This window comes from Roseibium algae (assembly GCF_037783265.1).
In the GTDB taxonomy this organism is placed as follows: domain Bacteria; phylum Pseudomonadota; class Alphaproteobacteria; order Rhizobiales; family Stappiaceae; genus Roseibium; species Roseibium algae.
This window is the reverse complement of record NZ_JBAKIA010000002.1, coordinates 304,583-320,227: the sequence shown is the minus strand read 5'-3', so window position 1 is coordinate 320,227 and position 15,645 is coordinate 304,583. Positions and strand designations below refer to the sequence as shown.

The 15,645-nt window shown below is 54.2% G+C and carries 16 protein-coding genes; 11 read left to right on the top strand and 5 right to left on the bottom strand.

Features of this window, described 5'->3' with window-relative positions; genetic code table 11:
• Window positions 1-8 precede the first annotated feature (8 nt).
• From V6575_RS05160 to V6575_RS05145, 4 genes are all read left to right on the top strand, one after another.
• Window positions 9-962 (top strand): uracil-DNA glycosylase, encoded by a 954-nt coding sequence (locus V6575_RS05160; protein WP_340273047.1) that lies wholly within the window; start codon window positions 9-11, stop codon window positions 960-962.
• 144 nt (window positions 963-1,106) lie between these two features.
• A complete protein-coding gene (locus tag V6575_RS05155) occupies window positions 1,107-1,751 on the top strand; it encodes a PilZ domain-containing protein (protein WP_340273046.1) in 645 nt (214 codons plus the stop codon).
• A gap of 136 nt (window positions 1,752-1,887) precedes the next feature.
• Window positions 1,888-2,748, top strand: a complete 861-nt coding sequence (locus tag V6575_RS05150) for a S49 family peptidase (protein ID WP_340273045.1) — start codon at window positions 1,888-1,890, stop codon at window positions 2,746-2,748.
• A gap of 32 nt (window positions 2,749-2,780) precedes the next feature.
• Window positions 2,781-2,963, top strand: a complete 183-nt coding sequence (locus V6575_RS05145; protein WP_340273044.1) for a hypothetical protein — start codon at window positions 2,781-2,783, stop codon at window positions 2,961-2,963.
• Between the two features lie 91 nt (window positions 2,964-3,054).
• Here V6575_RS05145 and V6575_RS05140 read toward each other — a convergent pair whose 3' ends face one another.
• Complete coding sequence (locus tag V6575_RS05140) at window positions 3,055-3,513, bottom strand: GNAT family N-acetyltransferase (RefSeq protein WP_340273043.1); 459 nt, start codon at window positions 3,511-3,513, stop codon at window positions 3,055-3,057.
• 11 nt (window positions 3,514-3,524) lie between these two features.
• Window positions 3,525-4,697 carry a DUF2778 domain-containing protein gene (locus V6575_RS05135; protein WP_340273042.1) on the bottom strand — a complete coding sequence of 391 codons (1,173 nt, stop codon included), beginning with the start codon at window positions 4,695-4,697 and terminating at the stop codon, window positions 3,525-3,527.
• A gap of 570 nt (window positions 4,698-5,267) precedes the next feature.
• Here V6575_RS05135 and V6575_RS05130 point away from each other — a divergent pair.
• The 6 genes from V6575_RS05130 to glyS all read left to right on the top strand — a co-directional run bounded on the left by V6575_RS05130 (window position 5,268) and on the right by glyS (window position 12,470).
• Window positions 5,268-6,233, top strand: coding sequence for a glycine--tRNA ligase subunit alpha (locus V6575_RS05130; protein ID WP_340273041.1), 966 nt, complete (start codon window positions 5,268-5,270; stop codon window positions 6,231-6,233).
• A gap of 138 nt (window positions 6,234-6,371) precedes the next feature.
• Window positions 6,372-6,929 (top strand): LemA family protein, encoded by a 558-nt coding sequence (locus V6575_RS05125; protein ID WP_340273040.1) that lies wholly within the window; start codon window positions 6,372-6,374, stop codon window positions 6,927-6,929.
• 14 nt (window positions 6,930-6,943) lie between these two features.
• Complete coding sequence (locus V6575_RS05120) at window positions 6,944-8,005, top strand: DUF2207 domain-containing protein (protein WP_340273039.1); 1,062 nt, start codon at window positions 6,944-6,946, stop codon at window positions 8,003-8,005.
• Window positions 7,890-8,957, top strand: a complete 1,068-nt coding sequence (locus tag V6575_RS05115) for a DUF2207 family protein (protein WP_340273352.1) — start codon at window positions 7,890-7,892, stop codon at window positions 8,955-8,957. The genes V6575_RS05120 and V6575_RS05115 overlap by 116 nt, the downstream gene beginning before the upstream one ends.
• A gap of 48 nt (window positions 8,958-9,005) precedes the next feature.
• Window positions 9,006-10,226 carry a sodium/glutamate symporter gene (gene gltS / locus V6575_RS05110; RefSeq protein WP_340273037.1) on the top strand — a complete coding sequence of 407 codons (1,221 nt, stop codon included), beginning with the start codon at window positions 9,006-9,008 and terminating at the stop codon, window positions 10,224-10,226.
• Window positions 10,227-10,382: 156 nt separating this feature from the next.
• Window positions 10,383-12,470 carry a glycine--tRNA ligase subunit beta gene (gene glyS / locus V6575_RS05105; protein ID WP_340273036.1) on the top strand — a complete coding sequence of 696 codons (2,088 nt, stop codon included), beginning with the start codon at window positions 10,383-10,385 and terminating at the stop codon, window positions 12,468-12,470.
• Window positions 12,471-12,485: 15 nt separating this feature from the next.
• Here glyS and V6575_RS05100 read toward each other — a convergent pair whose 3' ends face one another.
• A complete protein-coding gene (locus V6575_RS05100; RefSeq protein ID WP_479692196.1) occupies window positions 12,486-12,767 on the bottom strand; it encodes a winged helix-turn-helix transcriptional regulator in 282 nt (93 codons plus the stop codon).
• Window positions 12,768-12,974: 207 nt separating this feature from the next.
• Between V6575_RS05100 and V6575_RS05095 the strand changes: the two genes are divergently transcribed.
• Entirely contained in the window at window positions 12,975-13,421 is a 447-nt protein-coding gene (locus tag V6575_RS05095; RefSeq protein ID WP_340273034.1) for a hypothetical protein, read from the top strand.
• A 59-nt stretch (window positions 13,422-13,480) separates the two neighbouring features.
• Here the strand turns inward: V6575_RS05095 and chrA are convergent, their stop codons facing one another.
• Window positions 13,481-14,761: a chromate efflux transporter gene (gene chrA, locus V6575_RS05090; RefSeq protein ID WP_340273033.1), complete on the bottom strand. Its 1,281-nt coding sequence runs from the start codon at window positions 14,759-14,761 to the stop codon at window positions 13,481-13,483.
• Complete coding sequence (locus tag V6575_RS05085; protein WP_340273031.1) at window positions 14,758-15,576, bottom strand: chromate resistance protein ChrB domain-containing protein; 819 nt, start codon at window positions 15,574-15,576, stop codon at window positions 14,758-14,760. Before V6575_RS05085 ends, chrA begins: the two co-directional genes overlap by 4 nt.
• Window positions 15,577-15,645: the final 69 nt, after the last annotated feature.

Sequence of the window (15,645 nt, the reverse complement as noted above, 5' to 3'; positions counted from 1 at the left end):
GATAGCCCTTGCAAACACATGATGCAGCGCAGCGCCAACTTGAATCTCTGCTTGAGTTTTATCAGGCATCCGGTTTCGACTGTTTCCTTGAAGAGGAAGCGATTGACCGGTTTGCGTTGTCGGCTGAGCTGCTGGCTGCACAAGTTGCTGCTCGTCAGGCTGGTGCACATTCCCCGGGCATCGCAGGCTCTGGACCAACTTCTAAGCCAACTCAATCTGGGCGCTCAGCCATACCCGGTGCGGGGCAGGGGACTATGCAGACGCAGGGGGTTGATACCACTGCGGCCAAGTCTTCTGCGCCCAATGCTCCGGTTGCTGGTGGTGCCTTTGCCGATGCTGTCATACCTGATCGGGATGCGATCAATTCGGCACATGAAGTGGCGCGCAGCGCAAAGACACTTGATGAGCTTCAAGCAAGTCTGGCTGCTTTTACGGGATGCAATCTACGCTTGACTGCCAAAAATCTTGTCTTTTCAGATGGCAACCCGAAAGCACGTGTCATGTTGATTGGCGAGGCTCCGGGGCGTGATGACGACATTAAGGGACTTCCATTCGTTGGGCCTTCTGGTCCGGTGCTGGATAAAATGCTGGAGGCAATTGGGCTGGACAGGTCGTCAGTCTACATTGCGAATGTCGTGCCATGGCGACCGCCAGGCAATAGGACGCCAACTCCCCAGGAAGCAGAAATCTGCAAGCCATTCATTGTCCGGCAGATCGAGTTGGTTGCTCCAGAATATCTGGTTTTTCTTGGAGCGGCATCTACGAAGAGCTTGCTGGGCGTACAGGATGGCATTCGCCGCATGCGTGGACGTTGGATGACTTACAGCAGTGGGCAGCGTCAAGTGCCTTGTTTGGCAACATACCATCCTGATTATCTGCTAAATACACCAATTGAAAAGAGATTGTCTTGGAGGGATTTCCTCGTTCTGAGAGATAAGCTTAAAAGTGTCGTTGATTTATGATTTTACTCTATGAGTATTTGTATTTATATTTAAACTAAACTGTATAGTTTATATTGAATATGTGCTTTTAACAGTGTTGTTAACCCTTATTTTTTGTGGGGTGTGATAATAGGGTGCATTCAAAGGAGATGCATCTTAAGGGTGTTGGCTGATAATCTTGCTGTGGAGGCTGTCGTTTCTGTCTTGGTCATCGACCTCGAAGGTTTGACGTGTATTGACGCCACTGCATCCAGTTTCACTAAGGCGGGGTGTTCGATATCCTCCAAAAGAGTCCGAGAACTGAGTGAAACAATTGGTCTTCGTGTTGGCGGGCTCGACAAAATGATCCGCGGCCGAATAACCAAGGTAATGGATCACCATGCTCATGTTTCCTTTATATTCGAAGACAAGGCCTCCCAGGAAAAGCGCAAGGAACCTCGGCGCGAGGTGAGAATTCGTGCGCGGGTTTCGGACCTGAGTGGCAGTCAGATGATCCCATGCGATATTGTGGATGCAAGCAAGTCCGGATGCCGTCTGGACGCGCGAGATCTTGATTCATTGCCCGACGAAATCCTTTTGCACATTAAAAAGCTTGGTCTGCCTGCTAACGGACGTATTGTTTGGCGAGCCCCTGGCTGTGCGGGCGTCAAGCTGGACTGGCAGTTCTCCAATCGCTCTGATATTAAAAATGCTGATCTTACCAAAAAGACGTCCGCTGCAGGTAAAAACAAGATCAAAACGTCTGCAAGATTGGCCGAAGCAGCAAAGGCGGGGAAAGCACGCGATGGGGCATTTGGCTTGAGAAGATAAGGTCCTTGTTGAGTTTAGCGAGGCAGCGCTGTCGCGCTAAGGTACCCAAGTCTGGCGGGACTATGTGACGAAGGCCTTTCATAGCGTTCTATCAAGCACTATATCGGATATCATGTTCCAACCGGGGGCCGCCTTCGTGCTCGATAAATTTCGTAAGTTTCTGCCAAAAAAATTCCGCAACGATGGACCGGTGATACCGGTGGTGCGTTTGCAAGGTCCGATTGGCATGGCAACGCCATTGCGTCCTGGCCTGTCATTGGCAACCGTTGCAACGCCGTTGGAGCGCGCATTTTCGGTCAAGTCCGCGCCAGCGGTTGCGCTGATCGTCAATTCTCCCGGCGGTTCTCCGGTGCAATCTCGGTTGATCTTCCAGCGTATCCGAGATTTGGCCAAGGAGAATGAAAAAGAAGTTCTTGTTTTTGTTGAGGATGTGGCGGCAAGCGGCGGCTATATGATCGCTGTTGCAGGAGATGAGATCTTTGTCGACCCATCCTCGATTGTCGGCTCAATTGGTGTTGTTGCTGCCGGGTTTGGCTTTACCGAGTTGCTTGCAAAGGTCGGCGTTCAGCGCAGGGTTTATACGGCCGGTAAAAACAAGGCGATGTTGGACCCGTTTCAACCGGAAAATGACAAGGACGTCGAGTATCTGAAATCGTTGCAGCTTGAGATTCATGAGATCTTTATTGAACTTGTGAAACAGCGGCGCGGTGACGTGCTGTCCGATGACCCGGATATCTTCACCGGTCAGTTCTGGACTGGCCGGACAGGGCGTGACCTGGGGCTTGTAGATGCGATTGGTGATCTGCGCGGCACCTTGAAGGCCAAATACGGCAAGGATGCTCAGCCCAAGCTATTTTCAGCACCGCGTGGACTGTTCGGTCGGCGTTCGGGAGCCGGTGGCCTGTCTGTCCTTGGTGGGGCATCCGGTGAGGGGCTTGGCAAGGACCTTATTTCAGCTGCGGAAGAGCGCAATCTGTGGTCGCGGTTTGGCCTGTAGATTTGAGACTTGAAAACGGAAAAGGCTAGCAGATGACGGAGCTATTAGGGCTGGCGGCTTTGGCTGTTGGTGGCTATTGGATCGCCAAGCGCGTAAAAAAGCAAATGGCGAATGTCGAAAGTCAGATATTTGAGAGAGCTGCGGGGGCAGAAAAGCAACGTCCGACGGCCAAACTGGTCCAAGATCCAGTAACGGGCAAATATCGTCCAGAGTGAAAGCTGGAAAAGATATGGTCGTGACGGATACAGGAAGAAGCTCTGCCAACAGATTATCAATTGGGTCTGTTGGCAGTATGGTTTCTTGAGCCTACTGCAAGCCTTCAGGAAGCCACTCATACCAATTGTCGAGGTCATCGGAGGAGGTTATTCGAAAGCCTTGGCTTTGGTAGAAACCATTCGACGGGCCGATCTTGAGTGATCTGAGACGGATTGGTTGGCACTTTAGCGTAGCTTTGGCTTTGACAACCTTCATTACAACGTTGCCTATGCCGCGTCCCTGACAGTCTGGCGCAATATACAAATGATCCAGATAGAGGTGGTCTTCCTTTGAGCGAAGCACAAAGAAGCCAGCCAACTGGTTGTCATCGCGTATCTGCCAAGTGTCTTCAGATATGAACCCTTCCAGAAAACGGGTCCGAACACGTGTGCTGTCAAAGCGCCCGATTGCTTCCAGACTAGGACGCATGGCGTCCCTGCGCAGGTCTGCCAATTGGTCGCCATCGCCCGTTGTGCAGGGCAGAAATTGAATGTTGGAAGGCAAGCTCATTCTTTCAATTATTACAGCGCAGCCATATAGGTCGGCAGCTCTTCAATCTGGGGCACTACGATCATTTTGCGCACCTTGCCTGCCTTGAAGGCTTTCAGGAATTTTGCATAGTCCTTGAAGGCGACACAGCCGTGTGATCCGATCTGCCCACGCAGCAGGTTTGTGTGCGTCAGCATACCGTCTCGACCGTGCATGGCCGCGCGGTCCAGCGGTGTCATGCGGATCGCTTCAACACCATAAAACAGACTTTCGCGCATGCGCAACGTGTAGATATTGGGAGGTGTCGGACCATTGTTGCGAACTTTGGTATAGCGCGGGTTGTCTCTCATTTTACCGATGCCCGAGTGTGCCCTCAGCTTGGTGCCATCGGGCATGTGGACGGTCGCTGCGCTAATGTCATAAACTGCGATACCGCTTCCGCGTCCGGGCATGCGAACCTTGCCGGAGGTGCTGAATACCTTTGACAGGCCGCTGAACACGCCGCCTTTTTCGTTTGTCGGGTCTTCGGCTGATGCATAGGCAAGAGTGGCCGCTTTGGCTTTTACAGGTTTACTTGCGACCTGAGTGCGCGGAACGGCAGGACGTTTGGACGGGAGAGGCACGGCCTCGGGCAGTGTTTCAAGCACTGCAACGGCGACTTCCTGCGTCTCGGCAATCTCATCTCCGTCAGCCTGTAATTGGATGTCCTCTTCCACAATAGCTACAGCCACTTCAGGCTGCCCGGGCTCTGCGCTTTGCAATCTGCCTGTCAGCAGTCCGGCGTTCATCCGGCGACGCAATTCGTCCTTCGCCAGATTTGAAGCAGCTCCGGTGGCTAAGGCCGCCACCAGAGCAGAGCGTGCCAACGCCTGTTGCTCTTGAGCTTGCACAAGCATTTCTTCAGCCCGTTGCTGCTTTGCCAATGTGTCATTTAGCTGAGGATTGTCGGCTTTGAACTGCCGCATTTTCTCGGCAACAATCAGTGCAATTTCAGCCGGGGTGGGCGGTTTGTTTGCGGCTGATGCACGAGCTTTGACCTGAGTCCGGTTTCGCGCCGGAGCGGCAACTTCAGTTCTTGCATGGTCCTGCGACCAAATTGGCGGTGCGCTTGGCAGGCCATGGATTAGACCATAGGCTCCGCCGCCACCGGCAAGCAGACAGACGGTGCCAAACACGGCAAGACGATTGGATAGTTTTTTACTCAAAAACATATGGGCCCAGACTACGCGTCCCAGCAGGCCAAACACGGCCGTGCTTTACAAAACTCAACACGCATGAGGCAAACGTTTGAACTGACTCTAACCTCATGCAGCCTCCGACTATGGACAAACTTGGTAAGCAAGAGGTTTACGCCCTTGCATAAAGATGACGTGACTCTCCAAAAACGGCTATTTTCGGGCGTTCTGGTCAAGGTGAATCAATTCAAAGAAAGATGCTTAACGAAATATGTTGGGTCTTTATCCCCTTATGGCACTATCCAAACAGATGCTGAGGGGGACAGGCATAGCGATTGCTGCGCCAAAGAGTGCCGTCTTCTTGGCAGTGATGCAGCTTGTTGGAAGAAGGCTTCGTTCTATACGGTGCCTCTGCATTGGATGCCGACTTTGTCATAACTGCCATTGCTCGGCTTATGTCTTATTCTCAGGTCTGGGCCGGATCACTGGATCAATCCCCAACCCTTGACCTTGCCGCCTCTCCATGGCACCTGTCGCCACCAAAGGTGGGGCTTGGTCTCCACCATGTAAATTCAACCGATTCGGACGGAAAAACTCATCATGTCGAGCGATGTCCCTTCGCATATGCGCCCTGAAAACTCCTTTCAGGGGCTGATCTTGACCTTGCAGCGTTATTGGGCTGATCAGGGGTGTGTCGTGCTTCAGCCTTATGACATGGAAGTCGGAGCCGGGACGTTTCATCCGGCGACCACATTGCGCTCGCTCGGGCCGCGTCCGTGGAAAGCTGCCTACGTACAGCCTTCACGCCGCCCGACCGATGGTCGCTATGGCGAAAATCCGAACCGGCTGCAGCATTACTATCAGTTTCAGGTGATCCTGAAGCCATCACCATCCAATCTGCAGCAGTTGTACCTCAACTCGCTTTATGCCATCGGGCTCGATCCGAAACTGCATGATATTCGCTTTGTTGAGGATGACTGGGAAAGCCCGACGCTGGGGGCCTGGGGCCTTGGCTGGGAATGCTGGTGTGACGGCATGGAAGTCTCGCAGTTCACCTACTTCCAGCAAGTCGCAGGGTTTGAGTGCGCGCCTGTCTCCGGCGAGCTGACCTACGGTCTTGAACGCATCGCCATGTATGTTCAAGGCGTCGATAACGTCTACGACCTGAACTACAACGGTATGGAAGGTGATGACAAAGTCACCTATGGGGATGTGTTCCTACAGGCCGAACAGGAATATTCTAGGCACAATTTTGAACATGCAGACACAGACATGTTGTTCCGCCACTTCAAGGATGCCGAAGGCGAATGCAAGGCGCTTCTGGAAGCAGGAGCCAATGCACGCGATGAAGCCGGAGCTATGGTTCATCAAGTCGTACTGCCCGCTTATGATCAGTGCATCAAGGCATCCCATGCGTTTAATCTGCTGGATGCCCGTGGCGTGATTTCGGTCACCGAGCGTCAAAGCTACATCCTGCGTGTTCGTGAATTGGCGAAGGCTTGCGGTGCAGCATTTCTGGAAACGGAAGCTGGCGGTGTCGGGTATAATAAAGAGGCTACAGAATAACTGAGTAAATTTTTATCTGAAAGCCATAGTGTGTTCTGGATTACAGATTGTCATTTTTAGCGGTGCTGTTCAGGTGCTTTAGATGACAAGCAGAAAGAGTCCGGATAGCCTCCGCATCATCTTTAGTGGAGTTCTTAAATGCTTACGTGGTTTGGTCTGGGCTTTCTGTTTGTACTCTTGGTCTTTGCGATCATCCTCTACAATAATCTGGTGACAAAACGCCAAATGGTCGAAGAGGGGTGGAGCGGAATTGATGTCCAGCTGAAGCGCCGATCAAATCTCATTCCCAACTTGGTTGAAACCGTCAAGGGCTATGCATCCCACGAGCAAGAGACCTTGGATGAGGTGACACGGCTACGTGCTGAAATAAATGCTTTGCCTTGGGGTGACGTGGGCGGGCGCGGGAAAGCCGAAGTTTTGTTGTCCCAGGCGCTCGGGAGGGTATTTGCAGTCGCAGAGGCCTATCCGGATTTGAAAGCCAGCCAGAATTTCTCTGATCTGCATCAGTCCATTGAAACCAGTGAAAACAGTATTCAGATGGCCCGTCGTTATTACAATGGCGCGGTTCGTGGATTGAATGTGTCGGTGGAGAGCTTCCCCTCAAACCTGATCGCCAATCAGTTCAGATTCGAGAAGGCGGATTATTTCGAAATTACGGACGAAGACGAAAGAGCTGTGCCGGACGTTCAGTTCTGAGCGGGGAGATCGCCGTGACATTCCGACAATTTTGGGTGCCGCGGCTGACCGCGATTTTTTTCGCCGTATGTGTCGGCCAGGCTCATGCGGGCGAAAGAATTCACCGCTTTGTTTCCAACGTGGAAGTGGCGAAGAGTGGAACTTTAACCGTGACGGAAACGATCACTGTCCGGGCTGAAGGCGATCAGATTGAACACGGTATTTTCCGAGATATTCCCCTGACCGCCAAGGATGCCGGAGGCTGGTCCTATCAGGTCGGGTTCAAACTTCTGTCTGTGCTTCAGGACGGCGCAACGGCTCCCTATGTTGAAAAGTTGAATGGTCAAGGCGTCCGTATATTTATAGGTGATGCCGACGTATTTCTGAACCCGGGTGACTACACCTATACGATCCAATATGAAATCGGCCGGCAGATCCGCTTTTTTGATGCTTATGACGAAGTCTACTGGAACGTGACGGGTAATGAATGGGCCTTTCCGATTGATGAGGCTATCGCGCGCGTGGTGATGCCCGATGGCGCAGGGGCTGAAAAATGGGTTGCGTACACCGGGGTGTTTGGCAGTTATGGGGATGCTTATTCCGCAACTGTTGAAGGCGATGGTAGGGAAGTTGTTTTTGTAACGTCCAAGCCGCTTGATCATCATGAAGGGCTCACTGTCGTAGTCGCATTTCCAAAAGGATTTGCCGTTGAAACGAGCGAGAACGAAAAGCTTCTGGCCTGGTTTCAGGGACAGCGCGTGCTGGTGATCGGAAGCCTGGGGCTTGCAGTGCTGTTTGTCTATTATCTAGCCACGTGGTGGATGGTTGGTCGCGACCCGCAAAAGGGCGTCATTTTCCCACGGTTCAAGGCGCCTGAAAGCGTGTCTCCAGCGCTCGCCATATATCGTGGATCGTGGGTTTGCCGGCTCTGTGTGGACTTCTCTGTCCGCTGCCTGTTTGAGCCTTGCGGCGAAGGGGTATCTGATCCTTGCAAAGGAAGAGGATGTCATGGTGCTGCGTCTGGCCGATGGAACTCAGCCCAATTTAGCTCAACACACAACTGCTGGACCCTTACCAAAGGGAGAGGCCGCCATTGAGGCATTCTTGACCGGTCGGGGCAGCCCGTTGGCGCTGGACAAAGACAATGGAGAGGCGATCAAGAAGCTCGGCGAGAAGTTCCGATCGGCTATTGCAGACGAATATCGCGGTGTCTATTTCGTTGCCAACGGATGGTATCTTTTTACCGGGTTTGTGTTGAGCGTGATTGCCGTCGCATCCTTGTTCCTTTTCGGTAATTTAAGCGATGACGAGTTTGAGCGGTCAATTCTTTTCTGTTTCCTGTCCATTTTCTCAACCGGCATTTCCTTCGGATTGGCACATTTGGTTGCAAAGCCGTTCAAGTCTGTCGTTGGTGAGGCCTTCGAGGATTTCGTGACTTTGATGTCATTTTCTGCCCTCACCGTTGGTGGCTTGTATCTTGTCAATCTTCTGACAGCGCTAATCACTGACGCCGGTTCTCAAATTCCGTTGCTGCCGCTGTTTGTCCTGGTGATGGTCATCCTGCTTATCGTTTATACAATTTACATCGACGTTCCGACAACGGAGGGACGTTCCAAAATGGACGAGATTGAGGGATTGAAACTCTACCTGTCAGTTGCCGAGAAAGAGCGTTTGAACATGTCCGGAGTGCCGGAGATGACGACTGGCATTTTGAAAAATTGCTTCCCTATGCCGTCTCCCTTGGCGTTGAACAGCCATGGGCCGAGAGTTTTCAGACGTGGCTATCCGGCGCTACCCGGTCGGAAAATGACAGTAATTATCGTCCGACCTGGTACAGCGGCCGCGACTTCGATTCCAGTGATATCAGCTCCAGTATCGGGGCAACGGCAACATCGATGGCCGGATCGTTTCAATCTTCACTACCCGCTCCGAAGTCTTCGAGTTCGGGATCTTCGGGCGGTGGATCATCCGGTGGCGGCGGTGGCGGCGGTGGCGGCGGGGGCTGGTAACCGATGCCTTTTGGAAGCCACAGCCAATTTAAACAGGTAAAATGCTCTATAAGGGATGCCATCAGCGCATGGGGAGGCGCAGAGGCAAATGAATGTAGGATTGGTCACTATCGGCGAATTTGCGAGTTTCAACATCGCGATCATCGTCTATTTTCTTGGAGTACGTCTGAACAAGGCGGTTCCAGTTCTCAATCGCTATAATATCCCCGAGCCGGTCTCAGGAGGATTATTGGTCGCAACTCTGGCGCTGATTTATTATCTGGTTACAGGTTCTGAAATTGGTTTTTCGCTGCAGGCCAGAGACTTTTTGCTGCTCTATTTCTTTACAGCCATAGGCCTCAATGCTCGGTTCTCCGATTTGGCAAAGGGCGGCAAGCCGCTGCTGATCCTGCTTGTCTTGACCGTGGGTTATATGTTCGTGCAGAACGGAATTGGCACTGGCATTGCGCTTGCCATGGGTTTGCCTGTCGGTTTCGGTCTATTGGGGGGCACTATCTCTCTGGTTGGCGGCCATGGAACGGCCATCGCATGGGGCCCAACTCTTGCTGGTGAATATGGTGTCTCTGGAGCCGTGGAAATTGGTGCTGCGACGGCTACACTCGGTCTTATTGCCGCCTCGCTGCTTGGTGGTCCTGTTGCGGATGTGTTGATTAATCGCCGTGGTGGCAAGCCTTCCAAGTTTGCACAGGATGAAACGCCCGTCATTGGCCTTGAACACGAAGATCAGTCTACAGCCGTCGTTACGCATACCGAGCTGATGCGCAGTCTGCTCTGGTTGAACATCGCCATTGGCATGGGCGCAGGCCTTAAGGAAAGTCTGAGCGTCGGCGTTGGTCTCGATCTACCATTGTTCGTCGTCTGCCTGTTCTGCGGTATCTTGCTATCAAACAGCCTGCCGCTGGTGTTTACGAAGATGACTTGGCCAGCCCGGTCACGGTCTCTCGCTGTGATTTCAGAATTGGCCCTGGGCATCTTCTTGACCATGTCGTTGATGAGCTTGCAGTTGTGGACCATCGCGGGTCTTGCCGGGCCAATGCTGATCATTCTGGTGGCGCAGGTTGTTGGCGCCGGTCTGTTCATCATCTATGTACTCTTCCCGGTCATGGGGCGTGATTATGAGGCGGCAGTGCTTGGGGCAGGCTTTGCGGGGTTTGCACTGGGGGCAACGCCAACAGCCATCGCGAATATGACGGCTGTGACCAAGCAGTATGGTGCAGCTGCGCGTGCCTTCCTGATTTTGCCGTTGGTCTCGGCCTTCTTCGTCGATCTTACGAACGCAGCAATCATCTGGCTTTTCCTGGGTGGTTAGGACTCGAAGTCATCCAGGTGAGGGACAGCTACACGACGACAGGGGGTGACAAATCCGGCGTGAGTTGCTAACCGACGAGCAATTGAATTCGCCGGGCTCGTTGCCCGTTGCCAACCTTGGGCGCCTTGCCCGCTGTACCAGAGGCTTTTGATCCCGATGCCTGATCTCCTGCTTGAGCTTTTCAGCGAGGAAATCCCCGCGCGCATGCAGCGCCGCGCCGCTGAAGACCTGAAAACCCTGGTGACCAATGCCTTGGTTGATGCGGGTCTGCCCTATGATGGCGCAAAGGCCTTCGCGACGCCGCGCCGGCTTGCCTTGCATGTGGCTGGTGTTCCAGCAGCATCAGCAGCAACGCGCGAAGAACGCAAGGGTCCGCGGGTCGGGTCTCCTGAAAAAGCCGTTGAAGGCTTCTTGCGCGGAGCAGGGCTTGCCTCCATCGACGATGCGACTATTCAGAGCGATCCCAAGAAGGGTGAGTTCTATGTGGCTGTGATCGAAAAGCCGGGCCGTCAGGCCATCGACATCATCGCGGACTTCATGCCGGGTCTGATCAAGGGGTTTCCTTGGCCGAAATCCATGCGTTGGGGCACTGGTTCCATGCGCTGGGTCCGCCCGCTGCAATCCATCGTCGCCACCTTTGGTCCTGAAACCGAAGAGCCTGACGTCGTATCGTTCGAAGTTGCCGGATTGAAGGCTGACCAGACGACCCGCGGTCACCGGTTTTTGGCGGATGAAGCGTTTGAAGTCCGCCGGTTCGACGACTATGCGACCAAGCTGGAAAAGCACAAGGTCGTGCTGGACGCTGACCGCCGCAAGGACATGATCCTGCATGATGCCAAGGATCGTGCGCTCGCGCTTGGGCTTGAGCTGGTTGAAGATCCGGGCCTTTTGGAAGAAGTCGCTGGCCTTGTGGAATGGCCGGTGGTTCTGACTGGATCCTTTGATGAAGCCTTCCTGGAAATTCCGGATGAGTGCATTCAGCTGACCATTCGTGTGAACCAGAAATGTTTCGTGCTGCGCAATCCGCAGACCGGGCGGCTAGCCAACCGGTTCGTGCTGACCTCGAATATTGAAGCTACAGACGGTGGCAAAATCATCGTTGCGGGCAACGAGAAGGTTATCCGCGCGCGGTTATCCGACGCGAAGTTCTTCTGGGACACAGATCTCAAGACCAAACTTGCCGACAATCTGCCCAAGCTCGACAGCATTGTGTTCCACGAAAAGCTCGGAACCCAAGGTGAACGCGTTAAGCGTCTTGAAGTGCTGTCAGCCGAAATTGCGCCACTGGTTGGAGCTGATGTCGAAAAGGCAAAACGGGCCGCGACGCTCGCCAAGGCAGATCTGGTGTCCGCCATGGTCTATGAGTTCCCTGAACTTCAGGGCCTGATGGGCAAGACCTATGCTGAAAAGCAAGGCGAGGATGCCTCTGTCGCTATCGCCATTGAGGATCACTACCGCCCGCAGGGACCAAGCGACACCGTGCCAAGTGATCCGGTCGCCATCGCCGTGGCGCTTGCTGACAAACTGGACATGCTGGCAGGCTTCTGGGCCATCGATGAAAAGCCGACCGGCTCCAAAGATCCGTTCGCCCTGCGTCGTTCCGCGCTTGGTGTCATTCGGATTGTTCTGGACAATGGGTTACGTGTTCAATTGGGGGAAGCATTCTTGTCTGCCTTGAAGCTTAACGGCTTAAAGGTCGCGAATCCGTCTGCTTTGGTTGGGGATCTCCTGTCCTTCTTCGCCGACCGCCTGAAGGTCCACTTGAAGGGCGAGGGCGCGCGCCACGATTTGATCGATGCCGTTTTTGCGCTGGGTGGTCAAGATGACCTGCTGATGGTGGTGCGCCGGGTCGAAGCTCTGGGCAAGTTCGTTGCCTCTGACGATGGTGCGAACCTGGCCGCTGGCTACAAGCGTGCGGTCAACATCCTGAAGGCGGAAGAGAAGAAGGACAAGACTGCTGTGACGGGCCGTCCGCAGTCTGAGCACTTCAAGGAACAGGCTGAGATCGATTTGGCATCCGCCATCGACACTGCCCGCGCTGAGGCGGAAACGGCTGTGAAGGCAGAAGACTTTGCAGGGGCCATGGAAGCCTTGTCGAAGCTGCGCGCTCCCGTCGACAGGTTCTTCGATGACATTCTGGTGAATGACGCTGATGCGGACATTCGCATGAACCGCCTGCGTCTTCTGTCGGAAATTCGCAACGCCACTCATGTGGTTGCGGATTTCTCCAAGATTGCGGGTTGACCAAATTTTCCAGATTTAGCTCTTCAGCCACCAAGCGTGCATTTCCTTGAACATGGGTTCAAGCTGCCTTGCGCGCTGGGTGGCTGAGTATTCCACCTTAGGCGGAACTTCCGGGTAGACTTTCCTGGCGACCAGTCCGTCCCGCTCCAGTGCCCGCAGCTGACTGGTCAGCATTGTCTGGGTGATACCTTCGATCTGCCGACGCAATTCGCTGAAGCGCTTTGTGCCCTGGAAGATCAGGACCTGCAGCAGGATAAGCTTCCACTTGCCGCCGATCAGCTTCGCAATGTCGGGCATGGGGCAAGGCAGTTCATGCTGAGCCGATGGGTCTTTCTGGTCTGCAAGGCCGGCCGGATGCTTGTTCATAAATAAATCCAGGTTAAAAACTGGCAGAAGTCCGGCAATAGTATCGTCGACGATACTTAGTCAGAAATTTCTGCCTTCTTTCATAATCAGGCTGTCGCCGCTTTATTTGTTCCATCAATCTGATGAAGGAGTAAAGCCGTGAGCACAGATTATTGCCAGACCATCGATGTGCCCGTTTCAGCAGAAACAGCTTTTCATGCAGTGACCCTGTCCATGTCCGAGTGGTGGACAACGATGAGTGGCCCCTTTGCTATGGATGGCGACAAGGCGACAGCAAGCTGGCCGGATGGGACCACATGGTCATTCGAAGTGAAGTCTCATCGCCCCGCAGAGCATCTGGAGCTTTACTGCTACCAGGCCGATCACATCCATCCTTCGGTAACACCGGAGATGCGCGTCGAATGGGAAGGTACGTGCCTTGTCTTTGATTTCGAAACGATGGGTAAGAGACAGTCAAGGGTGACTATGGCCCATCGCGGACTGACGCCGCAACTCAACTGCTTCGACATCTGCGTGAAGGGTTGGGATCTCTATTTTGGCGGAAGCCTGAAGTCTTATTTGGACGGGAAGAGCACAGCCGCCTGAATTGGAGAAGCGAATGGCTCCCTGAAAGGTGTCACGACCTTTCAGGGTGGTAATGTCTGTCAAAGCTGACTGATTACCCAGCCGCTGGCTGCCATGATGACAAGCGCCTTGCCCAGCCCCAGATGAAACCTTAGCAAAAGAAGTCCGGCAAACAGGGTCAGTACGGCGGCACGCCAGTCGAAGGTTCCAAGGTCAGGTGTCCACAGGGACAGCGGTCCCATGGTCTGAAGACTGACGGATCCGAACAACGTGTGGAGCGCAAACCAGACCCCGAGATTGAGAATGACGCCAACAACGGCAGCTGTGATCGCTGCCAGCGCACCTCGTAGTTTGGGGGCTGAATCCAGTCTATCGATAAATGGCGCTCCGGCAAAAACCCACAAGAAGCAGGGTGCGAAGGTGGTCCAGAGGCCAACCCCGACGGCCGCAATGCCTAGCCATATGCCGCCTGCCTTGTTGCCCGCCAGATAGGCGACAAATTCGGTTACAAGGATCAGCGGGCCCGGCGTTGTTTCGGCAAGCCCCAATGCGTCGATCATTTCATTTGCCGAGAGCCAGGATCGGCTGACCGCAACTTCCTGGCCAAGATAAGCAAGCACGGCATAAGCGCCGCCGAACGTGACAACGGCGAGCTTGGAAAAAAGAACACCGACTTCCACCAGCAGGGAGTCTCGTCCAAGCGCGAGCCACAAGAGGGCCAGCGGCAACAGCCAGATGGCAAGCCAGACCGCGACGGTGATTGCCGTTCGCCGCAAGATCGCGGGCGGCGGAGCACTTACCGCGGCTGGCTCCCTTTGGCTGATAAAATAGCCGTAGAGGGCTGCCACAGCTATGATCGCCGGGAAGGGGACATCAAAGAAGAAGATCGCAGCAAAAGCCAGTCCGGCCAGCGCCCAATAGGCTTTTCGTTTCAAGGCCCGCTTTGAAATCCGCAGCAGGGCCTCGATGACGATGATGACAACGGCTGCCTTGATGCCCAGGAACAGCGCCTGAACCAGCTCAGTCGCTCCAAATTCGGCATAGATTCCGGCCAGCAGCAGCACGACAATTGCACCCGGCAGGATGAAACTGAAGCCTGCCATCAACCCGCCGAGCACCCCATGCAGGCGCCAGCCAGACCATGTGGCCAGCTGCATTGCCTCCGGTCCAGGCAACAGCATGCAGAAACTCAGGGCATTGAGATAGGTTTTTTCGGACAGCCATTTGCGCTCATCGACCAGGATTTTGTGCATCAAAGCGATTTGCGCTGCGGGACCGCCAAATGACATGAGCCCAATCTGGAGCCAGGCTTTGGAGGCGTCTTTCAACGTTGGGCTCGTTATTGGTTCTTGTGATGTCATTTTGCGCTTCGCGATCCCGGCCAGTCGTGCGTTTCGTCACTTGCATCCCGGCACCAGCGGTAAAACGCGTCGTACAGAAGCAGCCCAGCTTCAAGCTGGGCAAGGTCATCCCGGTACATGCGAGATAATCCGAGAGATGCAGCCATAAGGCCTGCACATTGCGGGGAGATGTCATGCCGGTCGGTATCTGCACCGCGGACGATCGCTGCAAAGCGGTTAAGCGCTTCGGTTTCGAGTTTAAATTCCTCGATCATCGTGTCGAATGTGCAGCGGTCGCCGCGATGGCTCCAGAACACGCCGTCAATGTCGAAAGGCGTCGCGTTGAAGCGCTCGGCAACGCCGTCCACCTCTTGCGCCGTGACATACAGAAACACTGCGGACGGATCGACAAAACGGCGGATCAGCCAGGGGCAAGCGATCCGGTCGATCTTTGGCCGCAGCCGTGTGACCCATATAGTCCTGCCTTTTGCATCGCGAGGCGGCAAAGCGCCATGTGGAATGCGCGGCAGACCTGCATCGCGCCAGGCAAACATTCCGCCCTCGAGGGCTTCGGCTGAAATGCCTTCATGCTGCAGGTAGGCGACAACACCTTGGCTGAGCTTTTTGCCTTTTTGGCAGATGATGACGGCGCGCTTGTCACGCAGTCTGTCTGCGAGCCCTTCAATGTCGTTGAAAGGGTGCCGAAAGGATCCGGGGATCAGAAAAGCGTCGCCTTCAAAATCTTCATCAATGCAGACATCGACCAGGATCGGGCAATCTGGTGTGCCGATCAGGCGATTGAGTTGGGAGACCGTGATTTGATTCGGCGCAGGCATAGCGTCCTCCATTGTGTATGGATCTCAGGACGCGATCTTTCAGCTTGCGCTTCACGGGGACATCGCGGG

Bases quoted from the DNA above. Each gene is read 5' to 3' on its own strand.
- chrA (WP_340273033.1), bottom strand. From the start codon at position 14,761: ATGACATCACAAGAACCAATAACGAGCCCAACGTTGAAAGACGCCTCC.
- V6575_RS05130 (WP_340273041.1), top strand. From the start codon at position 5,268: ATGTCGAGCGATGTCCCTTCGCATATGCGCCCTGAAAACTCCTTTCAG.
- V6575_RS05085 (WP_340273031.1), bottom strand. From the start codon at position 15,576: ATGCCTGCGCCGAATCAAATCACGGTCTCCCAACTCAATCGCCTGATC.
- gltS (WP_340273037.1), top strand. From the start codon at position 9,006: ATGAATGTAGGATTGGTCACTATCGGCGAATTTGCGAGTTTCAACATC.
- V6575_RS05125 (WP_340273040.1), top strand. From the start codon at position 6,372: ATGCTTACGTGGTTTGGTCTGGGCTTTCTGTTTGTACTCTTGGTCTTT.
- V6575_RS05100 (WP_479692196.1), bottom strand. From the start codon at position 12,767: ATGCCCGACATTGCGAAGCTGATCGGCGGCAAGTGGAAGCTTATCCTG.
- V6575_RS05145 (WP_340273044.1), top strand. From the start codon at position 2,781: ATGACGGAGCTATTAGGGCTGGCGGCTTTGGCTGTTGGTGGCTATTGG.
- glyS (WP_340273036.1), top strand. From the start codon at position 10,383: ATGCCTGATCTCCTGCTTGAGCTTTTCAGCGAGGAAATCCCCGCGCGC.
- V6575_RS05140 (WP_340273043.1), bottom strand. From the start codon at position 3,513: ATGAGCTTGCCTTCCAACATTCAATTTCTGCCCTGCACAACGGGCGAT.